Genomic DNA, 21,847 nt, shown 5'->3' with positions numbered 1-21,847 from the left:
CGATCGTCCTCCCCCGCGCGCGCCCCCGCCCGTCGGCGGTGATGATCGGCGGGGCCGGACGACGTCCGGACGGGGGCAGCGCCGCAGACGAGCAGACGCCGGACGAGGAGGCACCGTGGCGCCACCGAGCACCGAGGGCCGTGACGAGGCCGCCGCCCCCGCGGCCGACGAGCCCGCCGACGCGGCCCCCGACGAGGACACCGACGAGGACACCGACCGGGCCACGACGGCTGTCGACGTCGACGGCCACGAGGTCGGTCCGGTCCTCGCGGTCTTCGAGGACGACCACACCGGCCGCGCCGAGCTGGCGCTCGTGGCGGTGCCCGACGGCGAGCGCCTCGTGCCGCTGGTCGGCGCCCGCACCGAGGGCGCGCGCCTGCACCTCGCCGTCACGACCGCGGCCGTCGAGGCCTCCCCCGTCGCGGGCGACGTCGAGCACGTGGGGCCCGACGACGTGCTCGCCGTCTACCGCCACCACGGCCTCTCGCCCGCCGACGACACCGCGGCCGGCGCGGCGCCGGGCGCCGACGGCTGAGCCCTCCGCGGCGGGCCGGCGGCGGAGGGCGGGACCACCAGCCGGCCGCGGAGGCCCTCAGGGACGGGCCGCGCGGCGCAGCCGCACCGGCCCCCGCGCCGTCGAGGGATCGACGACGCTGCCGCGCTGGGTGACCTCCACCTCGCCCGCGGCGGCCAGGCGGCGGGCGGCGGCGCGCGCGGGCTCCATGAGCGGGCGCCAGTCCTCGCCGCCGACGGCGCGCGCGGCCTCCGAGGGGCAGATCGTCGCCCCCGGCGCCCGCGCGTCGAGCAGGCGCAGGACGGCCGCCTCGAGGTCGCTCCCCACCGGGTCGGCGCCCGCGCGGCGGCAGCGCTGGGAGCAGTAGCGGACGTCGTCCCAGTCGCGCTCCCACGCCTTGCGCCAGGTGATGGTGCGCCCGCACGCCGCGCAGGGCTTCGTGGGCAGGGCGTCGCGCGCCGACCCCCGCCCGCTGCGGCTGGTGCTGCGGCTCACGGCGCCACCGGGCGCCTCACCCGCGGCCGGGTGCGGACCGCACCCAGGCCGAGAAGGAGCGCAGGGATCCCGAGCCGGGGCGGCGCAGCCACGGCCACGGGTGGAGCGCGACGACGTCGAGCCGCACCGAGCGGCGCTTCCAGCCGGGCGCGAAGGTCCACGTCGTCGCGAGCGGGCGCCCCGCCAGCTCCTCGACGGGGTCCCCGAGGTGCACCTGCGCCCCGAGCTCGGCGAGGGTCTCGACGAGGAAGACCAGCCGCTTGCCCGACAGCCGCAGGCGGGCGAGCAGGGGCTCGTCGAGGACGAAGACGGCCGGCAGGTCGGGGTGGGCGGCGAGCGCGGGGTCGGCGTCGCCGAGCGACTCGGCCGTGAGCCACACCGCCTCGGGCTCGCCGGTGACCTCGGGGCGCCGCGGGCCGGCGTCGGTCGGGCCGCCGGACAGGCCCGGCGGGCCCTCGACGCGCGCCCCCGACTGCGCCTCCGGCCAGTCCTGCACCGGGCACGCGTCGCGCAGCGCGCACGAGCGGCACAGCTGCGGCGCCCGCTTCTCCACCTGCCACCGGCTGAAGCCGTAGACCTTGCCCGTGGCCGTGCCGGCGGTCCACTGCCAGCCGAGCCCGTTGGCGAAGGGCGAGCCGTCGAGCAGGTGGCGGTACATCTCGTCGCGGCCCTCGCGCCAGTCCGCGCCGGCGCGCACGGCCCACTGCGACGCCATCCACATGCGGGTCTGGTTGACGAGCCAGCCCTGCTCGTGGAGCTCGCCCGTCGTCGCGGCCATGCACGCCATCCGCTCGGGCCACGGGTCCCGCTGCAGGCCCGGGTCGGCGGGCGGGGCGCCCGGCGCGGGGACGGGCGAGCCGGCGCGCAGAGGCTCGCGCAGGTCGCGGCCCACCCGGGCGTAGAGGTGGCGGCTGTACTCCTGCCACTGCAGCTCGTCGCGGAAGCGCTGGCGGTCCTTCGCCGGGGCGTCCGCCGCGGCGTCCCAGACCTCGGGCAGCGGGAGGAGCCCGTGCCGGATGTACGGGCTCAGCCGCGTGGCGCCGCGACCGCTCTCGGGGGCGACGACGCTGCGCCGCCGCGCGTACCCGGTGAGGTCGAGCGCGGCGAGCGCCGCGTCCGCCGCGGCCTGCCCGCCGCGGATGCTCGACGTCCCGTAGGCGGCCGGCTCGTCGCACGTGAGGTGGGACAGGTGCTCGGCGACGTAGGCGACGACGCCGTCCCGGTCGGTCGGCGGAGCGGGCAGGAGGGGCACCGGCTGATCGTCACCCGGGCGACGACGGTGCGCCCGTCCGACCTGTTCGCCGGACGTGACCGTGCACGGTCACGTGCGGCGAACAGGTCCCGCGACGGCGAGCCCGAGATGGGCGCGCAGGAGGTCGTCGTACCAGCGCGCGGGGTCGAGGTGCCCGACGCCGTCGACCTCGAGGAGCACGCGGCGCCCGTCCGGCAGGCGCCACTCGGCGTCGAGGTAGCGCCGTCGGCCCGTGGCGTCGAGCCGCACGGCCTGGCGGACGGGCACCGGCAGGCCGTTCCGCCGGCACAGCCGCACGAGGTCGACCTCGGACATCGCCTGCGAGCCGCCGGCCAGGTCCGCGAGCACGGCCCTCATCTCGGCGCCGCGCCGCACCTGCCCGGCGACGTCGAGCGCGGCACCGAGCCGCGCGGGCGTGCTGAGGCCCTGCTGGACGACGGCGGCGAGCAGCCCGCCGGCCGTCCGGTCGGCGGGCGACCACGCCGCGGCGTCCACGGCGGCACGCTCGACGCGGTGGACGGCCAGGGCGTCGCGCACGACGACGTCCTCGTCGCGGCACCGCCGGGAGACGTGGTGCACCGAGCCGGGCAGGGGCGCGCGACGCCGTCCGGGCGGGAGGACGACGTGGACGACGTCCCGCTCCCAGCCCTCGAGGCCGTGCACGGCCAGCGCCGTCCACGCCCCGAGGGCCGCCCCCTCGCCCGCGTCCAGGACGACCGCGGCCCGCCGGGCCCCGACGTCCAGCGGGCCGCCGTGCAGGACGACCTGCGGGCCGCGCACCTGCCACAGCCCCGCCGCCACCCGCCGTCGGACGACGTCCGGGCCGACGCCGTGCTCGCGCAGCTGGGCGTGGGAGACGCACCCGGCCTGCGCTCGCGCCGCCCTGCCCACCTCGTCCGGCACCACGCCCCTGCGCACGGGCGAAGACTCGCCCAGGCCAGGTGCCGGGCGTCGGTGCCCCTGTGGACGACGGGACCTGTTCGTCGGAGGTGACCGTGCACGGTCACCTCCGTCGAACAGGTCCGCAGGCGTGCACGACCATGGCCGCCGTGACCACGCGCACCCCCGAGCCGGACCCCGCCGACCCGGCCCTCGACGGCGTCGCGCCCCTCGACGTGCCGGCCGACGCCGGCCGCGCGTGGTGGCGGACGGCCGTCGTCTACCAGGTGGTCCTACGGTCCTTCGCGGACGGAGACGGCGACGGCGTCGGCGACGTGGCCGGGCTGCGCGCCCGCCTGCCGCACCTGCGCGACCTCGGCGTCGACGCGGTGTGGGTGAACCCCTGGTACGCCTCGCCGATGGTCGACGCCGGGTACGACGTCGCCGACTACCGGAGCCTCGACCCGCGGTACGGCTCGCTCGAGGACGCCGAGGCGCTGGTCCGCGAGGCGCACGCGCTGGGCATGCGGGTGCTGCTCGACGTCGTCCCCAACCACACGAGCGACCAGCACGCGTGGTTCCGCGCGGCCCTCGCCGGCGACGAGGCCGCCCGCGCGCGCTACCTCTTCCGGCCCGGGCGCGGGGCGGACGGCGCCGAGCCGCCCAACGACTGGGAGAGCTGCTTCCGGGGCCCGGCGTGGACCCGGACGACGGACCCGGCCACCGGCGAGCCCGGCGACTGGTACCTCCACATGTTCGCGCCCGAGCAGCCCGACCTCGACTGGTCGAACCGCGAGGTCGCCGACGAGATGCTCGACGTCCTGCGCTTCTGGTTCGACCGCGGGGTCGACGGGTTCCGCGTCGACGTGGCGCACGGCCTCGTCAAGGCGCCCGGCCTGCCCGACGCCGCGGGCCGCGACCGGCGCACCGAGGAGCACCCGGGCTGGGACCAGGACGAGGTCCACGACGTCTGGCGCGAGTGGCGGGCGCTCGCCGACTCCTACGACCCGCCGCGGGTCTTCGTCGCCGAGGCGTGGCCGGCCCGCCGCGCCGAGCGCCTGCCGCTCTACCTGCGCCCCGACGAGCTGCACACCGCCTTCGAGTTCGAGCCCCTGCACGTGGCGTTCCGGGCCCGGCCGTGGCGCGACGTCGTCGACCGCTCGCTGGCCATGGCCGAGCTGACGGGCGCGCCGTGCGCCTGGGTGCTGACGAACCACGACGTCGTCCGCCAGGCCACGCGCTACGCCCGCACCCAGTTCCCCGAGAAGGGCACGAACGAGACCGAGCGGGCCCGCTGGCCCACCGAGGTGCCCGACCTGGACCTCGGACGGCGCCGCGCCCGCGCCGCCGTCGTGCTGACGGCGGCGCTGCCCGGCGTCCTCTACCTCTACCTCGGCGAGGAGCTGGGCCTCGAGGAGGTCGAGGACATCCCCGCCGAGCGCCGCTCCGACCCGATCTACTGGCGCTCCGGCGGCACCGACCCGGGCCGCGACGGCTCGCGGGTGCCCCTGCCGTGGTCGGGCGACGCACCGCCCTTCGGCTTCTCCCCGCCGACCCGCGCCGACGGGTCGCCCGCCGCGGAGCCGCACCTGCCGCAGCCCGCCGGGTGGGCGGCGCTGACGGCGGCGGCCCAGGACGGCGACCCGACGTCCACCCTCTCCCTCTACCGGCGGCTCCTCGCCCTGCGGCGCGAGCACCTCGCCCCCGCCGGGCCGATGCGGTGGCTGGAGACGCCGTCGCCCGACGTCCTGGCGCTGGCCCGCGAGGGCACGGACGTGCAGGCGTGGGTCAACCTCGGCGCCGCGCCGGTCGCGCTGCCGGCGGGCGCGCGGGTGCTCGTGGCCTCAGCGCCGGTCGAGGACGGCGACCTGCCGGGGGACGCGGGCGCCTGGGTGGTCGTCGAGGACGACGGGCGCGGCTGAGGTCGACGCTCGTCGAGCGCGCCGCCGTCGGCCGCCCGACGATGGCGGCGTGAGCGAGCAGAGCCCGCAGCCCGAGCAGACGCCCGAGTACGACGTCCTCGTCATCGGCGGCGGCCCCGCCGGCACCGCCGCCGCGCTGCGCGCCGCGGGACTGGGCGCGCGGACGGCGCTCGTCGAGGCGCGCCGCACCGGCGGCACGTGCGTCAACACCGGCTGCGTGCCGACGCGCGTGCTCGCGAAGACGGCGCGGCTCGTCCGCGAGGTGCGCCAGGCCGGCGACTACGGCCTCGCCGTCACCGAGCAGCCCGTCGACTGGGCGCGGACCGTCGCGCGGGTGCGGGCCACGATCGAGCGGGTGCAGGAGGCCAAGGCCGAGCCGGAGAAGCTCGCCGCCGCCGGCGTCGACCTCGTCCTCGAGGGCCGCGCCCGCTTCACCGGGCCGCACGAGGTCGAGCTCGAGGGGTCGGGACGCCGTCTGCGCGCCCGGTCGGTGGTCGTCGCCGTCGGCGGGCGGTCGCGGCGCCTGCCGGTCCCGGGCGCCGAGCTGGCCGTCCTGCCCGAGGAGGTGCTCGACCTGCCGGAGGTGCCCCGGCGCCTCGCCGTCATCGGCGCGGGCAACACCGGCGCGCAGCTCGTCACCGTCTTCGACGCCCTCGGCAGCGAGGTGACGCTCCTCGAGGTGGCGCCGCGGATCCTCGCGCAGACCGACGAGGACGTCTCCGCCGCCGTCCACCGCGCCTTCGTCGAGCAGGGCGTGCGGGTGCGCACGGGCCTCGCGGGCGTCTCCTCGCTCGAGCGCGACGGCGACGGGGTGCGGCTCACCTGGACCGACGGCGAGCACGACGGCGGGGGGGAGCGCTCCGAGGTCTTCGACGCCGTGCTCATGAGCACCGGCTGGCCCGCGTCCCTCGACGGGCTCGGCCTCGAGGCCGCCGGTGTCGAGCACAGCGGCCGGGGCATCCCCGTGGACGAGCACCTGCGGACGAACGTCGAGCACGTCTACGCCGTCGGCGACGCCAACCAGGAGTCGATGCTCGTGCAGGCGGCGCACCGCGAGGCCGAGGACGCCGCCGTCAACGCCGTCCTCGGGCCGCGCCGCAGCCGCCGCCACGAGCTGCTGCCCGCGGGCGGCTTCACCGACCCCGACTACGCCGACGTCGGCCTCACCGAGGCGCAGGCCCGCGAGCGCGACCCGGGCTGCGTCGTCGCGCTCGTGCCCTTCGCGCAGATGGAGCGCCCCGTCATCGACGACCGCACCCGCGGCTTCCTCAAGCTCGTCGCCGACAGCCGGCGCGAGCAGCTGCTGGGGGCGCACGCCGTCGGCGAGAGCGCGGTCGAGGTGGTGCAGGCGGTGACGACGGCGATGGCCGCGGGCGTCGACGTCGCCACCCTCGCCCGGGTCGAGTACGCCTACCCGACGTACAGCGCCGTCATCGGGGCGGCCGCGCGCCACCTGCTCTCCTCGGCGCCGACGTCGTACGAGCACGCCGACCAGGACACCACCGGCTGACGCCCGAGGGCGAACAGGCGACGACTCGCCCCGCCCGCGCACCCCCGGAGGGCGAACAGGCGACGACTCGCCCTCGTGCGGGCGCATCCCGCGAGCGCGCGGGGCGCCCCCGCCGTGCGGGAGGGTGGGGCCATGAGCACCGCGCGCGTCGAGGGTCCCGCCTGGGTGCGGGACGCCGTCTTCTGGCACGTCTACCCCCTCGGCTTCGTCGGGGCCGAGAAGGCGGGCGACCCGCAGGGACCCGTCGTCCACCGGCTGCCGCACCTCGTCGGCTGGCTCGACCACCTCCTCGCGCTCGGCGCCAACGGCCTGCTGCTCGGCCCCGTCTTCGCCTCGCAGACGCACGGGTACGACACCGTCGACCACCGTCGCGTCGACCCCCGCCTCGGGGACGACGCCGACCTCGACGCGCTGCTCGCCGCGGCCCGGGAGAAGGGCGTGCGGGTGCTGCTCGACGGCGTCTTCAACCACGTGGGCCGCGACCACTGGGCCTTCCGGCAGGTGCTCGAGCAGGGCCCCTCGGCGTCGACGGCGTCGTGGTTCCGCCTGCGCTGGCCCGAGGGCGGGTGGCAGCCGGGCGTCGAGCCCGACTACGACGACTTCGAGGGCCACCACCACCTCGTCGCGCTCGACCACTCCTCGCCCGCCGTCGTCGACCACGTCGCCGAGGTCATGTCCCACTGGCTCGACCGCGGCGTGGACGGCTGGCGCCTCGACGCCGCCTACGCCGTCCCGACGGCGTTCTGGGCGCAGGTGGCCGACCGGGTGCGCGAGCGCCACCCCGACGCGTACCTGCTCGGCGAGGTCATCCACGGCGACTACGCGGGCGTCGTCCGCGAGGGCCACCTCGACGCCGTCACCCAGTACGAGCTGTGGAAGGCGGTGTGGTCGAGCCTCGAGGAGGGCAACCTCTGGGAGCTGAGCCACGCCCTCGGCCGGCACGCCGAGTTCCTCGACGCCTTCACGCCGCAGACCTTCGTCGGCAACCACGACGTCACCCGCATCGCCAGCCGCCTGTCCGACGAGCGCCACCTCGCGCACGCCCTCGTCGTCCTCCTCGGGGTGGGCGGGACGCCGTCGGTCTACTACGGCGACGAGCACGCCTACCGCGGGGTCAAGGAGGACCGCGAGGGCGGCGACGACGACGTCCGCCCGTCCTTCCCCGCGGCGCCGGAGGAGCTCTCGCCGGTCGGGCTGCCCGTCTTCCACCGCCACCAGGAGCTCGTCGCGCTGCGCCGTCGCCACCGGTGGCTGCACACCGCCCGCCCGGCGGTGGTCGCGGTGGAGAACCGGCGCCTCGTCGTCGCCTCGGAGGACCCGTCCGGCGGCGAGCGCCTGCTGCTGGCCCTCTCGCTGGAGGACGAGGAGGTCGCGCTCGAGGCCCCCGGCGCCCGCGAGGTCCTCGCCGGGGACGGCGCGCGGCTCGACGGCGACCGCGTCGTCCTGCCGCCGCACGGCTGGGCGGTGCTCGCGGGCTGACGAGACCGACGCCCCGGAGGACCTGTTCGTCGGAGGTGACCGTGCACGGTCACCTCCGTCGAACAGGTCCGCAGGCGTGCACGACCATGGCCGCCGTGACCACGCGCNCGCTGACGCCGGGCGCGGACGGCCCGCCACGACCTGTTCGTCGGAGGTGACCGTGCACGGTCACCTCCGACGAACAGGTCGTGGCGGGCCGTCCGCGCCCGGCGTCAGCGCGCCGCGGCGCGCACCTCGGCCAGGACGAGGTCGACGAGCTCCGGCGGGGCGTCGTAGGTGACGCCGTGCGCCCCGGGGACGACGGCGCAGCGCCCGTCCGGCACCGAGGAGGCCAGGTCCTCGCACCACCCGGCCCGGCACACCGGGTCCCGGTCGCCGCGGACGACGAGGAGCGGCACTTCGAGCCGGTCGTCGAGCTCCTGCCGGGCCCGCTGCAGCGCGCGGCGCATGAGGGCGACCATCTGGCCCGGGCCGGCCCGCACGTAGTCGAGGGTCGCGACGAGCCACAGGCCGGGGCTTTCGCGCAGGGCGTCCTGCGCCAGCCGGCCGGCGAGCTCGCGCACGCGCGGGCGCGCCGGGTCGCCCGTCGGGGCGACGGCGACGAGCCGCAGCACGAGGTCGGGGGCGCGCAGGGCCACCTCCCCGGCCACCTGGGCGCCGAGCGAGTGGCCGACGAGCACCGCGGGGCCGACGTCGTGGGCCCGCATCCACGTGGCGACGGCGTCGCCGAGCTGCTCGACGTCGAGCATCCCGAACCGCGGCTGCGGGCTGCGGCCGTAGCCGGGCAGGTCGGGCGCGAGCGCGCGCGTCGAGCGCCCCAGCCCGCGCACCAGGCCCTCCATCGAGCGCGAGGACATGCCGAGGCCGTGCACGAGCACCACGGGGGGCAGCGACCCGGCCGGCGTCCCGCTCGACGACGGGAGCCGGGGGACGTCGGTGCCCGACCCGGCGCCCGCCGTCGGCGACACCTCGCGGTGCGTCATCCGCGCGACGACGTCCCCGCCGGAGGGGCGGCGGACGACGACGAGGTAGGACGCCGCCAGCGACGCCAGCGGGAAGGCTGCGGCGGCCACCCTCCGCACGAGCGCCCGCCGCCGCGCGCGCCGGGTGAGCGGGAGCCGGACGGGCCGACCGCCCGGGAGCACGACCGTGCCGGGCAGGCGAGCGGCGTCGGGCAGGGGAAGGCGCACCAGCGCCGCCCGCGCCTCCCGCACGGCCCGCCCGAGCACCCGCCGCTGCGCGCGGGCGGCGTCGGGCTCCAACGGGTCCATCGCCCCAGCATCCCGGTCCACCGCGCGGGCGACCGCACCGGCACCCCGGTCGACGGTCCCGGTCGACCACCCCGGTCGCCGGCCGGACCCTGGCCGGGCCCCGGCCAGGACACCAGCCAGGACCCCGGGCTCAAGCCGCCGCGCCCTCCTGCCGAGGAGCACCCATGGGCACCGTGGAGACCACCGCGGCGAGCGACGGGGCGGAGGACCGCGCCGTCGCTCGGCCCGCCACCCTCGTGCTCCTCCTCGCGGCGCTCGTCGCCGCGTCCGTCCTGGGCCGCCTGACCCGCCCCGCGGACAGCGAGCTCTCGCTCGTCTGGCCCGCGGCGGGCGTCGCCGTCGTCGCCCTCGCCGTCCTGCGCGGCACGCGGTGCTACCTCCCCGGCGCGATCGTCGTCGCGGGCGTCGTCGGCGCCGTCATCGCCGCCACCGGCATGCGGACAGACCTGTCGCTCGTCCTCGGCGTGCTCAACGCCGCGCAGGCGCTCGCCGTCGTCGAGGTCTACGCGCGCCGTCCCGGAGCCGACGGCGCCACCGGCCTCCGGGGGACGCGGGACCTCTGGTGGTTCACGGCGGCCGCCGCCCTCGCGGCCGGCGCCGCCGGGGCGCTGCTCGCCCTGGCCGCCGTCGTGCTGGGCGCCGCCGACGACGTCGCCGGCGCCGCGACCACCGCCGCCGCGTACTGGGTGCGCCACCTCGTGAGCCTGGTCGTCGTCGTGCCGCTGGCCCTGCGCCTGCTGGCGCGCCCGCGGCCGCGCGAGCACGGCGCCGCCGGACGGCGCGAGCGCGCCCTCATGGTCCTGGCCTTCGCGGCGAGCTACGCCGACGTCTTCTGGTTCGCCGCGGGCGACCTGCTCCCCTTCGCCCTGCTGCCCGTGAGCGTGTGGCACGCCCTGCGCCGCTCGACCACGGCCGTCGCCGGCCACGTCATCACCTCCGCCACGGTGGTGATCGCCGCGACGCTCGTGCGCTCGGGGCCCTTCGCCGACCTCCCGACGCCCGAGGCCGTCGTCCAGGCGCAGTGCTTCATCGCCGTCGTGGCGCTGCTGAGCCTCGTCCTCGCCCTGCACCGCGACGAGCGCGAGGACGCCCTCGCCGCGCACCGCCGCGAGCACGCCCTGCTCGAGGCGGTCTTCGCCGCCACCGGCACGGGCCTCGACGTCTACGACGCGGCGGGCCGGGCGCTCCGGCGCAACCCGGCCTCCGAGGCTCTCGTCGGGTCGGTGTCCGGCGAGCTGCCCATGGCCCGCTGGTCGGAGCACTACCGCTTCTCCCGGCTCGACGGCAGCCCCCTGGACGCCGCCGACCTCCCGGTCGCGCGGGCGCTCGCCGGGGAGAGCGTCGACGGCGTCGACGTGCGGGTGGAGCGCCCCGGCCGGGGGACCGCCGTCCTCTCCGTGGCGGCTCGCCCCCTGCCGCCGGAGGCGGACGGCACGCCCTCGGGCGCGGTCGCGGCGTACGTCGACGTGTCGGCCGCGCGCGAGGCCGCCGCGGACCTCGCCCGTGCTCGCGACCTCCTCGCCGGCGTCCTCGACGGGGCGACCGAGCAGTCGATCATCGGCGCGGACGCCGCGGGCGTCGTCACCGTCGTCAACGCGGGCGCCGAGCGGATGCTCGGGTGCGGGCGCGACCAGCTGCTCGGGCGCTCCCTCGTCGAGCTGCACGACGCCGACGAGCTCGCCCGGCGCGCCCGGGCCCTCGCGCTGCCCGACGGCGCCCCCGCGCTCGACGCGCTCGTGTCCGTGGCCCGGAGCCGGCGGCACGAGACGCGGCGCTGGACCTACCGCCGCGCCGACGCCTCGACCCTGCAGGTCCAGCTCACGACCACCGCCGTGCGCGACGACGCCGGCGCGCCCACGGGCTTCATCTGCGTCGCCACCGACGTCACGGGACGCCTGGAGGCCGAGCGCCGGCTCGCCGACTCCGAGCAGCTGTTCCGCCTCGGGTTCGAGGTGGCGCCCTCCGCGATGCTCCTGGCCTCCCTCGACCCCGCCGCGCCCGGGCGCCTCCTGCGGGTCAACCGCTCGGCGTGCGCGCTCACCGGCCGCCACGAGGAGGACCTCCTCGGCCGCAGCCTCCTCGAGCTCCTGCACCCGGACGACCGGGAGGGCCCGCTCCGGGACCTCCTCGCCGGCACGGAGGAGCGCGTGCGGTGCGAGCGGAGGGTGCTCCGGGCCGACTCCTCGAGCCGCTGGGGATCGGTGTCGGCCGCCGTCGTGCGCCCCGTCGCGAGCGACCCCTACGTGGTCTGCCTCGTCGAGGACGTCACGGCGCAGCGCGAGGCCGAGGAGCGGCTCTCCCACCAGGCGCGGCACGACGCCCTCACCGGTCTGCCCAACCGCCTGCTGCTGCGCGAGCGGCTCGAGGCCGTCGCGGGAGGCGGGGCGGCGCGCGCGCTCGGCCTGCTCTACCTCGACCTCGACGGCTTCAAGGCCGTCAACGACGCCCACGGCCACCCCGCGGGCGACGAGCTGCTCCAGCACGTCGCCCGCCGGCTGCGCGGCTGCCTGCGCCCGGAGGACGTCGTCGCCCGGCTCGGCGGCGACGAGTTCGCCGCGCTCTGCTCCGCCGCCGGACCCGCGCGCGACCTCGAGGAGCTCGCCCGGCGCGTCGTCGAGGAGCTGGCGCGGCCGGTGCACCTCGAGGGCGCGGGCGTCGAGGTCGTCGTCGGCGCCAGCGTCGGCGTCCGCCCCGCCGGGGACGGCGCGAGCGCCGAGGCCCTGCTCCGCGACGCCGACGCCGCCATGTACGACGCCAAGCGCGCCGGGAAGGGCCGCGCCAGCGTGCGCGCCGGCCGCACCGGCGACGCCGTCCGGCCCCCGGCCCCGCGGGGTGGCGCCGACGCGCTGCTCCCGCACTGAGCCCGGCCCGGGCCCGACCTCGACCGCGCGAGCGCGGACCTCGAGGGCCGGCACGCCGTCACCGCCGCACGAGCGCGGACCCCGAGGGCCGTCCCGCGGCCCGCGAAGTCCGCGGGCACGGGCAGGGGCGGCGTCCGAGGTCGTCGGCGGGTCGTCAGCGCGGGTCGGGCACCGGGCGGCGCTCCCGGCGCCGGCTCTTGATGCCGTACATGTGGCGGTCCGCCGCGGCGAGCAGCCGCTCGGCGTCGTCGCCGGGCGCGCCGAGCGCCGCGCCGACGCTCGCCCCGAGGAGCACGCAGCCGTGCGCCGTCTCGAAGGGGCGGGCGAGCGCGGCGTCGACGGCCTCGCGCAGCGCGGACAGCCGTCCGGCGCCGCCGCGCCGCAGGAGGACGACGAACTCGTCGCCGCCGAGGCGCGCGACGACGTCGTCGCCGTCGGTCACGGCGCGCAGGCGCGCGGCCACCTCGACGAGCAGCTGGTCGCCGACGTCGTGGCCGTGGGTGTCGTTGGCCGCCTTGAAGCGGTCGAGGTCGCAGAAGAGGACGCCGGTGCCCACGGCTCCGGACCGCAGCTCGGCGGCGAGCGCCGCGAGCAGCGCCGTCCGGTTCCGCAGGCGCGTCAGCGGGTCGCTCGCCGCGGCCTCGCGCAGGCGCGCCTCCTCGCGGCGCTGCTCGGTGACGTCGACGCCGACGCAGGCCACGCCCGTCGCCCGGCCCTGCTCGTCGCGGACGACGCTCGTCAGCAGCGACACGCGCCGCACGCCGCCCCAGCGGTCGAGCCACTGGCCCTCCTGGCCGTGGGCCACGCCGGTCGCGACCGCGTCCTCGACGAACTCGCGGGTGAGCGCCGCCTCGGAGGGCACCGCGAGCACCTCGTAGATGCTGCGGCCCAGCACCTCCTCGGCGCGCCAGCCGGTCGAGCGCTCGAGCGCGGGGTTGAAGAGCAGGATGCGCCCGTCGCCGCCGATGACGCAGACGAGCGCCGGCGAGCTCGCCACGACGGCGGCCTCCAGGCCGGCTCCGGCCCGCAGGCCGCCCCCCGGTGCTCGCCGGGCGGGGACGGCGTCGCCCCTCGTCCCCGGACCTCCGGCGCCGAGCGGCGCCACCCCCACGTCCATGGCAGGAGCGTCGGCACGCCCCTGCGGGGCTGTACCACGGCGTCCCCTCACCGGCCCGGGTGCGGCCGTCCGGGTGGCCGCCCCCGTCCGTCGGGAGGCCCGTTCCGGGACCCCGGTCCGACGGTCAGCCCGTGACGACGTCGTGCACGTAGATGTCGACCTGCGCGCCCCCGCGGCCGGTGAGGCCGACGAGATCGCGGGCGACCCGGGCGCGGACGTCGTCGGCGACCGCGGGGATCGGGCGGCTGAGGTCGGTCACCACGGCGAGGGCGACGACGACCAGGCGGTCGGCGACCCCGACCGCTCCCGCCCCGCCCGGCGCCCCGTCCGACGCGCCGCCCTCCGGCTCGTCCACCAGCTCGGCGCGCGTGTCCCGCGCCAGCACGGCGGCGACCCCGACGGCACGGCGAGCGGCCTCCTCGGCGATGCGCGCGATCACCGCGGCGCCCACGCGCGTGGTGCCCCGCTCGTCCGGCAGGACGAGGTGGAGCGGCTCGCGGCCGAGCCGGCGCACCGCGGCCATGACGGAGGCGACCAGGTCCGGCGGAGGGGGCTCCTCCCGACGGGCCATCTGCCGCACCGGCTCCCACAGCTCCTCCGCCCGTGACAGCACGGCCCGGCAGTGCACGCACGTCCCGGCGTGGTCCGCGAGGTCCGGTGGCGCGGGCTCGCCCGAGGCGACGTCGAGCAGCGCGTCGGTCGGCGTGCCGCACGGCTGGGCGTCGCGGTCGAGGTCGGGCCCCTCCGCCGGGTCGTCGGTCGCGCCGGCGTCGCGGCCGCCCCCCGCGGGGTCGTGATCGCTCATGCCCACTCCCCCATCTCGCGCATCAGGGCCCGGCGCGCCCGGGCGGCGCGCCCGCGGACGGCGTCGGGCGTGGTCTCGAGCACCTCGGCGGCCTCGGCGTGCTCGAGGTCCAGGAAGGCCGTGAGCACGAGCGCCGCCCGCTGCTCCTCGGGCAGCGCGCGCACCGCCCGCCGCAGGGCATCCTCGCGCACCCGCTGCTCGACGAGGGCGTCCGTCCGGTCGGTCGCGGGCCGGTCGACGTCCTGCTCCAGGGGCAGCGGGCGCCGGGCGCGCCGCCGCTGGTGGTCGATGCTCTCGCGCACGACGACCCGGTACAGCCACGTGGAGAACGCCGCGCGGTCGTCGAAGCGGGGCAGGCCCGTCCACGCCTTGACGAAGGCCTCCTGGACGACGTCGGCGGCCTCGTGCCGGTCCCCCAGCATGCGCACCGCCAGGGTGTGCGCCCGGGTCTGGTGGCGCCGCACCAGCTCCTCGAAGGCGCCGCTGTAGCCCTCGCGCGCCAGGGCGACGAGGGCCGCGTCGCCCTGCGCCGTGCCGTCCGAGTCCACCGGGAGAGTCGTAGCGGAGGGCGCGACCACCCGCCCGTCGAGGGCTGTCGCCCCTCGTCGGCAGCCGCTCTCCGGTGTGACGCAGATCACACGAGGAGCTGCGTGCGCTGCAGCGGCCGGGCGTCGTCCAACGTCGTACGAGCGGCTCGGGAGCGGGCCGCCACACCGGGCCCACCAGGGCCGGAAGGGAACGACGATGAGCCAGTCGACGTCCACGACCAGCAGCCAGGCCGCCCAGCACGGGTCGTCCTCCGGGGCGGGGTCGGAGCTGACGACCTCGCAGGGCCGGACGTCCGTCGCGGACCAGGTCGTCTCCAAGATCGCGGGCGTCGCCGTCCGCGACGTCGCCGGCGTCCACGCCCTCGGCGGCGGGGCGGCGCGCGCCTTCGGCCAGATCCGCGAGCGCATCCCGGGCGCGTCGACCAACGTGGCGCAGGGCGTCTCCGTCGAGGTCGGCGAGCGCCAGGCCGCCGTCGACGTGACCCTCGTGGCCGAGTACGGCGCCAGCATCGCCGACGTCGCCCGCGGCGTCCGCCGGAACGTCATCTCCGCCGTCGAGCGCATGACGGGCCTCGAGGTCACCGAGGTGAACGTCGAGGTCACCGACATCCACATCCCGGGCCAGGACGACGACGAGGACGGGGAGGAGAAGACCTCCCGCGTCCGGTGACGGCGGCCCCCGCCGGCGAGCCGCGCCCCGGGACGGCGCCCGTCCAGCAGGCGCCCGCCGAGGAGACCCGCCTCGAGGAGGCCCCCGTCGAGGAGCCGACCGGCGCCGACCGCGTCCGCGCCGCGGTGCTCGCCGCGCCGGGCGTCGTCGACCTCCACGGCGGGCCGCTCGGCGAGGTGGGCACGTACCTGCCCGGCCGCCGGGTGGCCGGCGTCCGCCTCGGGGACGGCTCCCGCCCCACCGAGGTCCACGTCGTGGCGTCCACCGCGGCGCCGCTCGCGCAGACCGCAGCGGCCGTCCACGCGGCCCTCGCGCCGCTGGCGGCCCTGACGGGCCCCGTGCACGTCGTCGTCGGCGACGTCGCCCCGCCCGGCGGGTGCGCGGGCTGACCCGCCGCCGCCGCGCGCCGCCTCCCTCTTCCTGGCCCATCCCGTGAATCCTGGAGACGCAGCCATGTCCACCGCCAGCACCGGCCTCCTGGTCGGCCTCCTCCTCGCCCTCGCCGCCGCCGTCGGCGGCTTCGGGGCCTTCCTCCTCGCCGTCGTGCTCGGCGCCGTGGGCTGGGTCGTCGGCGCCCAGGTCGACGGGCGCATCGACGTCCGCGAGGTCGTCCAGGGCCAGCGCCGTGGCTGAGGCGACCGCACCGGCGCGGGGAGCGCCCCGCTCCTCCGAGAGGCCCCGCCCCTCCGAGGCGCCCCGCCCCGCCCGGGACGGGAACGGCAGCGGGGGCTCCGCCGCGGAGGAGCGCGGCTCCCTCGTCGTCGCCGACCGCGTCCTCGAGGCGCTGGCCCGCACCGCCGTCCTCGAGGTCGACGGCGCGCGGGGACGACGGCCGCCTCGGCGGCGTGCTAGGAGGCTCCCTGCCGTCCGTCGACGTCGACCACGCGGGCGGCCGCGCCCGCGTGGCCGTGCGCGTCGGCGCCGCGTGGCCGACGCCGGCCCCGGAGCTCGCCCAGCGGGTCCGCGAGCGCGTCGCCGGGCGGCTCCACGACCTCGGCGGCGTGCAGGTCGACGCCGTCGACGTCGAGGTGCACGCGCTCGCCCCCGACGCCGAGCACGACACCGGCCGGGCGGCGGGCGCCGCCCCCGCGGGTGCGGGCGGGCTGCGCGCCGCGCCGGCCCCCACGGCCGCCGTCGGCGTCACCGTCGCGGCCTGCGTCCTCGCGCTCGTCGTCGTCGCGCTCGGCGCGCTGCTGGGCCGCGAGGGCCTCGTCGCGCTCGGCGTCCTCGGCGGGAGCTCCTGGCTCACCGGCCCGGTGCAGGCCCTCGACGGCCTGGCGCCCTCGTCCGCCGTGGCGGCGGTCGGCGTCGGCGTCGCGGTGGTCGGCCTGCTCCTCGTCGTCCTCGGCCTGTCCCGGCGGCGCCGCCGCTGGGTCGGCGTCGAGTCCCGCAGCGGCGTGGTGCTCCACCGCCGCGACGTCGCGCGCGTCGCCGCCGGCGCCGCCCGCTCCGTCGACGGCGTCCTCGAGGCCGGCGCCAGCACCGGCCGCCGCAGCGTCGAGGTCAGCGCCCGGGCCACCGGGCCGCTCGACGACGCCGCCGTGCGCGCCGCGGTCGCGGACCGTCTCGGCGTCCTGCGCCCCGCGCCCCGCGTGCGGGTGCGCACCGAGACCGCCGGGAGCGCGTCGTGAGCCGCCGGTCGGCGGCCGGCGACCGCGCCGTGCTGCTAGTGCTCGGCCTCGTCCTCCTCGTCGCGGGCGCCGGGGCCGCGGCGTGGGGCCTCGGGCAGCTGGGCGCCGTGCTGCCCGGTGCGCCGGAGAACCTGTCCACGGCAGGGGCGGCGGGCGTCCTCGAGGCCTCCTGGTGGGGCGCGGCCGGCCTCGCGGCGGGCGTCGTGCTCGTGCTCCTCGGGCTGGCGTGGCTGCTGCGCCACGTGCCGCCGCGCTCGCCCGGCGCCCTCGCGCTGCGGAGGGCGGGCGGAGCCTCCTCCGGCGGGCCCGCGGGCCGCGACCGGCTGGACGGCGGCGCCCTCGCCGACGCCCTCGCCGCCCGGGTCGAGCAGGCGCACGGCGTCCGCTCCGCCCACGGGAGCGTCGTCGAGGAGCAGGGCCGGCTCGTCGCCGAGGTGCGCGCCGTCGTGGAGCCGTGGGCCGACCTGCGGGCCGTGGCGCGCGGGTCCGACGACGCCGCGGCCGAGCTGCACCGGGCCGGCGGCCGGGACGACCTGCGCCCGCGCGTCCGGCTCCGGGTGGCCCGCTCCGAGCGGGAGCCCCGCCGCTCGGTCGCCTGAGGTTCCGGAGGGCCTCGTCCGCGGCGGTCTCGCCCGCCGCGGGAGGACCGCACCACCCCCTGGGGGAGCGCCGCACCGCGTCGCTCCCCCAGGATGGGTCCTCGACGACGTGCGACGGCCGCACGCAGGCGCGCAGGAGCGCCGCGCGAGAGGACCGGGATGACCGACCAGCACCCCCCGACCGCCACCACCGCCCACCACCCCGGCTCCGGGGCCGACGAGCCGCTCCGCGTCGGCGTCGTCGGCGCCGGCGTCATCAGCGCCCAGTACTCCCTCGCCGTGCAGCGGCTGCCCCAGCTGCGGGTGACCGCCGTCGCGGACGCCGTCCCCGAGCGCGCCGAGGCCCTGGCGGCCGAGCACGACGGCGCCCGCGCGCTCGACGTGCCGGGCCTGCTGGCCGCCGACGACGTCGACGTCGTCCTCGGCCTCACGCTCCCCGCCGGCCACGCGGACGTCGCCCTGCAGGCGCTGGCCGCCGGCAAGGACGTCTACGGCGAGAAGCCGCTGGCCACGACGTCCGCCGACGCCCTCGCCGTCGTCGAGGCCGCCCGCGGCGCCGGCCGCCGCGTCGGCTGCGCGCCGGACACGGTGCTCGGCACCGGTGTCCAGACGGCGCGCGCGCTCGTCGACGCCGGGGAGATCGGGGTGCCCCACGCCGCGACGGCCACGATGACGACGGCCGGCCACGAGCGCTGGCACCCCAACCCGGACTTCTACTACCAGCCGGGCGGCGGCCCGCTGCAGGACATGGGCCCGTACTACCTGACGGCGCTCGTGCACCTGCTCGGCCCCGTCGTCCGCGTCACCGGCCTGAGCGCGCGCCCCCGCGACGAGCGCGTCATCGGGTCCGGCCCGCGCGAGGGCGAGCGCGTCGGCGTCACGACCGACACGCACGTCACCGGCGTGCTCGAGCACGCCTCCGGCGCGCTGACGACCCTCGTCATGAGCTTCGACGCCTGGGCGTCACGCACCCCGCCGATCGAGGTCCACGGCACCGAGGGCTCGCTCTCCGTCCCCGACCCCAACCACTTCGACGGCGTCGTCGAGGTCGCCCGGGCGGCGCGCCAGCCGCTGCGCGGCGCCGTGTGGGACGAGGTCCCGCCGCGAGCCGGCTACCTGGGCGCGGGGCGCGGGTACGGGCTCGCCGACCTCGCGCTCGCCCGCCGCTCCGGAGACCCCCACCGCGCGAGCGCCGAGGTGGCGCTGCACGTCGTCGACGTCATGGCCCGCCTGGAGGAGTCCGCGGCGACCGGCGCGTCGGTGGCCATGACGACGACGTGCGAGCGCCCGGAGCCCGTGGAGGGCCTCGTCGAGCTGGCCGGTGCCACGACGGGGGGAGGCCCCCGTGGCTGAGCGCAGCGCCCTCGTGGTCCGCGGCGGCTGGGACGGGCACCACCCCGTCGAGGCCACGGACCTCTTCATCCCCCACCTGCGCGAGCACGGCTTCGACGTGCGCGTGGTCGAGGACTCCACCGCCGTCTACGCCGAGGCCGAGTACATGGCCGGCGTCGACCTCGTCCTCCAGTGCATGACGATGACGAGCATCGAGGCGGACGAGCTGGCGGGGCTGCGGGCCGCCGTCGCCCGCGGCACCGGCCTCGCCGGCTGGCACGGCGGCATCGCCGACTCCTACCGCGCGTCCTCGGACTACCTCCAGCTCGTCGGCGGCCAGTTCGCCTGCCACCCGGGCAAGGCCCCGGAGGAGCGGGAGGGCGGCCCGCAGGACAACTACGTGCCCTACCGGGTCGAGATGCTCCCGGCGGCCGCCGACCACCCGATCACCGCGGGGGTCGAGGACTTCGACCTCGTCACCGAGCAGTACTGGGTGCTCACCGACGACTACTGCGAGGTCCTCGCGACGACGACGCAGGCCGTGCGCCCGTGGGACGAGTGGCACCGGCCCGTGACGTCGCCCGCGGTGTGGACCCGGCAGTGGGGCGACGGGCGCGTCTTCGTCTGCACGCCGGGGCACGACCCCGACGTCCTGCGCCAGCCCGTCGTGCGCACGATCGTCGAGCGCGGCCTGCTCTGGGCGGCCCGCGAGCGCTGAGGAGCGCCGACGCCGACGCCCGGACGCCCCGGCGGCGCTCCTCAGGTCGCGCCAACCGCCCGCGTCGGGTTGCCTGGCACCTCCTGCTCCAGCCCCCGGGGTGCGGACCCGTGAGGAGCAGGAGGTGCGCGTGGTCGACGCGCGACGGTCGAGAGACGCACTGGCGGAAGGGCTCGCGCGCAGCGGGCTCACGATCGAGGAGCTCGCGGGGCGGTGCACGGGGCTCGGGGACGACGTGACCCCGGCGCTGCTGCGGCCCATGGTCGCGACGACGGCCGAGCGGGGCGACCACGAGCACGACGTCGTGGCCGCGGCGCTGCACGAGCGGTCCCTGGAGACGGGGGAGCCGCGGCGCACGCCTCTCAGCGCCGACCTGGCGGCGCCGTGAGGACGGCGACCGCCGCCCCGGCGGCGGTCGCCGACGTCGCCGCGGGGGTCGTCCGCCCCTAGGGTGGCGACGGCCGGTCCAGCCGTCGGCGTGCCGGCGGTCGGGTTGATGACCCAGCCCCCCGGCCCGCAGGTCGCCCTCGCGCGGTCGGCGGTCCGTGCCACCACCCCTGGGTGGTGGGGCTCCAGGAGGACCCCATGCCCACGACACCCGCCGGTGCCGAGACGCCGGCCGACGCCCCCCTCCCCCCGCCCGGGGTCGAGCGCGCCTTCGCCGAGCTGGGCCGCCTCATGCTGGACCAGCCCCTGGGCCAGTACCTCCAGCGGGTCGCGGACCTCGCCGCCGGCACCCTGCCCGGCGTCGACGGCCTCTCGGTCACCCTCGTCGAGGACGGCCGCGCCCGCTCCGCCGCCTTCACCACGCCCGTCGCCGCGCAGCTCGACGAGCGCCAGTACGATGCCGGCTTCGGGCCCTGCCTCGACGCGGCGCAGTCCGGGGACACCCTGCGCGTCGACGTCGCCACCGACGGCGTCTACCCCGCCTTCGCGCGCACGGCCGCTCGCCTCGGGGTGCGCTCCGCGGCCTCGGTCGGCATGCCCGTGCCCCACCGCGTCGTCGGGGCCCTCAACCTCTACAGCACGAGCGGCGACCTCGACGAGGAGACCCTCGTGCTGGCGCGCACCTTCGCGTCCTACGCGGCCGTCGCGCTGGCCAACGCGTCGCTCTACGGCTCGACCGCGCGGCTCGCGGACCAGCTGCAGGAGGCGATGCGCTCGCGGGCCGTCATCGAGCAGGCCAAGGGCGTGCTCATGGCCGTGCACCGCGTGGACGCCGACGAGGCCTTCGCCCGGCTCTCCCGCGCGAGCCAGGACGCCAACCGCAAGCTGCGCGACATGGCGGGGGAGCTCGTCGCGCGCGTCCAGCAGGGGGAGGTCGTGCGGTGACCGGCCGCGGGCGGCCGTCGCCGCAGAACACCGGCAGCGTCGCGGGGCAGCAGGACCTCGCCGTGCGGCTGGCCGAGATGGCGCACGACCTCCAGGACGCCCACGAGCCCCCCGACGTCATGACGAGGGTCGTCAGCGCGGCCCTGGCGCTCGTCCCCGGCGCGGAGGAGGGCTCGGTGAGCCTCGTGCAGGGGCGCCGCCGCATCACGAGCGAGGGCGTCTCGAGCGAGCTGCCCCGCCTCTTCGACCTCCTGCAGATGGAGACCAACCAGGGGCCGTGCCTGGACTCCGCCTTCGACCACCTCACCGTCCGCGTCGACGACCTGGCGGCCGACGAGCGCTGGCCGGTGCTGGGCCGTCGCGCGGCCGACGCCGGCCTCCGCTCGGCGCTGTGCCTGCAGCTCTTCGTCCAGGGCGACGACCTCGGGGCGCTCAACCTCGTCTCGCGGCGGCCCCACGCCTTCGGCGACGAGTCCGAGCAGGTCGGGCTGCTCCTCGCGAGCCACGCCGCCATCGCCGTGGCCGACGCCCTGCAGCTGCAGGGGGTCCGTCGCGCCCTGGCCAACCGCGACCTCATCGGGCAGGCCAAGGGCATCCTCATGGGGCGGCACCGGGTCACCGCCGACCAGGCGTTCGAGATGCTCGTCCGCGCCTCCCAGGACTCCAACCGCGAGCTCGTCGACGTCGCGCAGGCGCTCACGGCCACCGGCGACGTCGACGGCTGAGCGCAGTCCGCCGGAGCGCCGCTCCGACAGACACGGGGCGTCCCGCACCGCTACCGTCGGCGACATCGGTGGGGGTGGCCGACACCGGTCCGGTGAGCGCCGGGCGGTGGGCGGGCCCGTGTTGAGGACGCAGCGGCCACCGGTCCGCGCGGGCCCGGGGGGCCGCGCGGCCGAGCAGCCGCCGCCC

Annotated in this window: 22 protein-coding genes; 15 read left to right on the top strand and 7 right to left on the bottom strand. The window is 78.4% G+C overall.

The window, feature by feature from the left end:
• The first annotated feature begins 115 nt into the window (after window positions 1-115).
• Window positions 116-535: a hypothetical protein gene (locus WDV85_RS11800; RefSeq protein ID WP_339570795.1), complete on the top strand. Its 420-nt coding sequence runs from the start codon at window positions 116-118 to the stop codon at window positions 533-535.
• A gap of 57 nt (window positions 536-592) precedes the next feature.
• Here the strand turns inward: WDV85_RS11800 and WDV85_RS11795 are convergent, their stop codons facing one another.
• From WDV85_RS11795 to WDV85_RS11785, 3 genes are all read right to left on the bottom strand, one after another.
• A complete protein-coding gene (locus tag WDV85_RS11795; protein WP_339570794.1) occupies window positions 593-1,009 on the bottom strand; it encodes a DUF2256 and DUF3253 domain-containing protein in 417 nt (138 codons plus the stop codon).
• A gap of 16 nt (window positions 1,010-1,025) precedes the next feature.
• The gene (locus tag WDV85_RS11790; RefSeq protein ID WP_339570793.1) at window positions 1,026-2,261 is read right to left on the bottom strand and encodes an FAD-binding domain-containing protein; all 1,236 of its coding nucleotides are present in this window, start codon (window positions 2,259-2,261) and stop codon (window positions 1,026-1,028) included.
• Window positions 2,262-2,330: 69 nt separating this feature from the next.
• A complete protein-coding gene (locus WDV85_RS11785) occupies window positions 2,331-3,179 on the bottom strand; it encodes a hypothetical protein (protein ID WP_339570792.1) in 849 nt (282 codons plus the stop codon).
• Between the two features lie 197 nt (window positions 3,180-3,376).
• Here WDV85_RS11785 and WDV85_RS11780 point away from each other — a divergent pair, with 197 nt between their 5' ends.
• From WDV85_RS11780 to WDV85_RS11770, 3 genes are all read left to right on the top strand, one after another.
• The gene (locus WDV85_RS11780; protein ID WP_445263311.1) at window positions 3,377-5,062 is read left to right on the top strand and encodes an alpha-amylase family glycosyl hydrolase; all 1,686 of its coding nucleotides are present in this window, start codon (window positions 3,377-3,379) and stop codon (window positions 5,060-5,062) included.
• Window positions 5,063-5,111: 49 nt separating this feature from the next.
• Complete coding sequence (locus tag WDV85_RS11775; RefSeq protein WP_339570790.1) at window positions 5,112-6,572, top strand: dihydrolipoyl dehydrogenase family protein; 1,461 nt, start codon at window positions 5,112-5,114, stop codon at window positions 6,570-6,572.
• A gap of 132 nt (window positions 6,573-6,704) precedes the next feature.
• Window positions 6,705-8,051 (top strand): alpha-amylase family glycosyl hydrolase, encoded by a 1,347-nt coding sequence (locus WDV85_RS11770; RefSeq protein WP_339570789.1) that lies wholly within the window; start codon window positions 6,705-6,707, stop codon window positions 8,049-8,051.
• A 212-nt stretch (window positions 8,052-8,263) separates the two neighbouring features.
• On the opposite strand, the gene WDV85_RS11765 is transcribed toward WDV85_RS11770, so the two are convergent.
• Complete coding sequence (locus WDV85_RS11765) at window positions 8,264-9,322, bottom strand: alpha/beta fold hydrolase (protein ID WP_339570788.1); 1,059 nt, start codon at window positions 9,320-9,322, stop codon at window positions 8,264-8,266.
• A gap of 164 nt (window positions 9,323-9,486) precedes the next feature.
• Between WDV85_RS11765 and WDV85_RS11760 the strand changes: the two genes are divergently transcribed.
• Window positions 9,487-12,183 carry a sensor domain-containing protein gene (locus tag WDV85_RS11760; RefSeq protein WP_339570787.1) on the top strand — a complete coding sequence of 899 codons (2,697 nt, stop codon included), beginning with the start codon at window positions 9,487-9,489 and terminating at the stop codon, window positions 12,181-12,183.
• A gap of 154 nt (window positions 12,184-12,337) precedes the next feature.
• Here the strand turns inward: WDV85_RS11760 and WDV85_RS11755 are convergent, their stop codons facing one another.
• The 3 genes from WDV85_RS11755 to WDV85_RS11745 form a co-directional block, all read right to left on the bottom strand.
• Window positions 12,338-13,300, bottom strand: a complete 963-nt coding sequence (locus WDV85_RS11755; RefSeq protein WP_339570786.1) for a diguanylate cyclase domain-containing protein — start codon at window positions 13,298-13,300, stop codon at window positions 12,338-12,340.
• A 124-nt stretch (window positions 13,301-13,424) separates the two neighbouring features.
• Window positions 13,425-14,105 carry an Asp23/Gls24 family envelope stress response protein gene (locus WDV85_RS11750; protein ID WP_339570785.1) on the bottom strand — a complete coding sequence of 227 codons (681 nt, stop codon included), beginning with the start codon at window positions 14,103-14,105 and terminating at the stop codon, window positions 13,425-13,427.
• Window positions 14,102-14,653, bottom strand: coding sequence for an RNA polymerase sigma factor (locus tag WDV85_RS11745; RefSeq protein ID WP_339570784.1), 552 nt, complete (start codon window positions 14,651-14,653; stop codon window positions 14,102-14,104). The genes WDV85_RS11750 and WDV85_RS11745 overlap by 4 nt, the downstream gene beginning before the upstream one ends.
• Window positions 14,654-14,849: 196 nt before the next feature.
• On the opposite strand from WDV85_RS11745, the gene WDV85_RS11740 reads away from it, so the two are divergent.
• From WDV85_RS11740 to WDV85_RS11695, 10 genes are all read left to right on the top strand, one after another.
• Window positions 14,850-15,323 carry an Asp23/Gls24 family envelope stress response protein gene (locus tag WDV85_RS11740; protein WP_339570783.1) on the top strand — a complete coding sequence of 158 codons (474 nt, stop codon included), beginning with the start codon at window positions 14,850-14,852 and terminating at the stop codon, window positions 15,321-15,323.
• Window positions 15,320-15,712: a hypothetical protein gene (locus tag WDV85_RS11735; RefSeq protein ID WP_339570782.1), complete on the top strand. Its 393-nt coding sequence runs from the start codon at window positions 15,320-15,322 to the stop codon at window positions 15,710-15,712. Before WDV85_RS11740 ends, WDV85_RS11735 begins: the two co-directional genes overlap by 4 nt.
• A 64-nt stretch (window positions 15,713-15,776) precedes the next feature.
• Entirely contained in the window at window positions 15,777-15,956 is a 180-nt protein-coding gene (locus WDV85_RS11730) for a hypothetical protein (protein ID WP_339570781.1), read from the top strand.
• Between the two features lie 212 nt (window positions 15,957-16,168).
• Window positions 16,169-16,954, top strand: a complete 786-nt coding sequence (locus WDV85_RS11725) for a DUF6286 domain-containing protein (protein WP_339570780.1) — start codon at window positions 16,169-16,171, stop codon at window positions 16,952-16,954.
• Entirely contained in the window at window positions 16,951-17,553 is a 603-nt protein-coding gene (locus WDV85_RS11720; RefSeq protein ID WP_339570779.1) for a hypothetical protein, read from the top strand. Before WDV85_RS11725 ends, WDV85_RS11720 begins: the two co-directional genes overlap by 4 nt.
• Window positions 17,554-17,712: 159 nt before the next feature.
• Window positions 17,713-18,906, top strand: a complete 1,194-nt coding sequence (locus WDV85_RS11715) for a Gfo/Idh/MocA family protein (RefSeq protein WP_339570778.1) — start codon at window positions 17,713-17,715, stop codon at window positions 18,904-18,906.
• On the top strand, window positions 18,899-19,603 hold the full coding sequence (locus WDV85_RS11710) for a ThuA domain-containing protein (protein ID WP_339570777.1): 705 nt from the start codon (window positions 18,899-18,901) through the stop codon (window positions 19,601-19,603). The genes WDV85_RS11715 and WDV85_RS11710 overlap by 8 nt, the downstream gene beginning before the upstream one ends.
• 130 nt (window positions 19,604-19,733) lie before the next feature.
• Window positions 19,734-19,991, top strand: a complete 258-nt coding sequence (locus WDV85_RS11705) for a hypothetical protein (protein ID WP_339570776.1) — start codon at window positions 19,734-19,736, stop codon at window positions 19,989-19,991.
• A gap of 197 nt (window positions 19,992-20,188) precedes the next feature.
• Window positions 20,189-20,935, top strand: coding sequence for a GAF and ANTAR domain-containing protein (locus WDV85_RS11700; RefSeq protein ID WP_339570775.1), 747 nt, complete (start codon window positions 20,189-20,191; stop codon window positions 20,933-20,935).
• Window positions 20,932-21,660 carry a GAF and ANTAR domain-containing protein gene (locus WDV85_RS11695; RefSeq protein ID WP_339570774.1) on the top strand — a complete coding sequence of 243 codons (729 nt, stop codon included), beginning with the start codon at window positions 20,932-20,934 and terminating at the stop codon, window positions 21,658-21,660. Before WDV85_RS11700 ends, WDV85_RS11695 begins: the two co-directional genes overlap by 4 nt.
• The last annotated feature ends 187 nt before the right edge of the window (window positions 21,661-21,847 follow it).

It is taken from the genome of Pseudokineococcus sp. 5B2Z-1 (genome assembly GCF_037482305.1).
GTDB lineage: Bacteria > Actinomycetota > Actinomycetes > Actinomycetales > Quadrisphaeraceae > Pseudokineococcus.
This window is presented reverse-complemented; position numbering and strand designations above follow the sequence as displayed.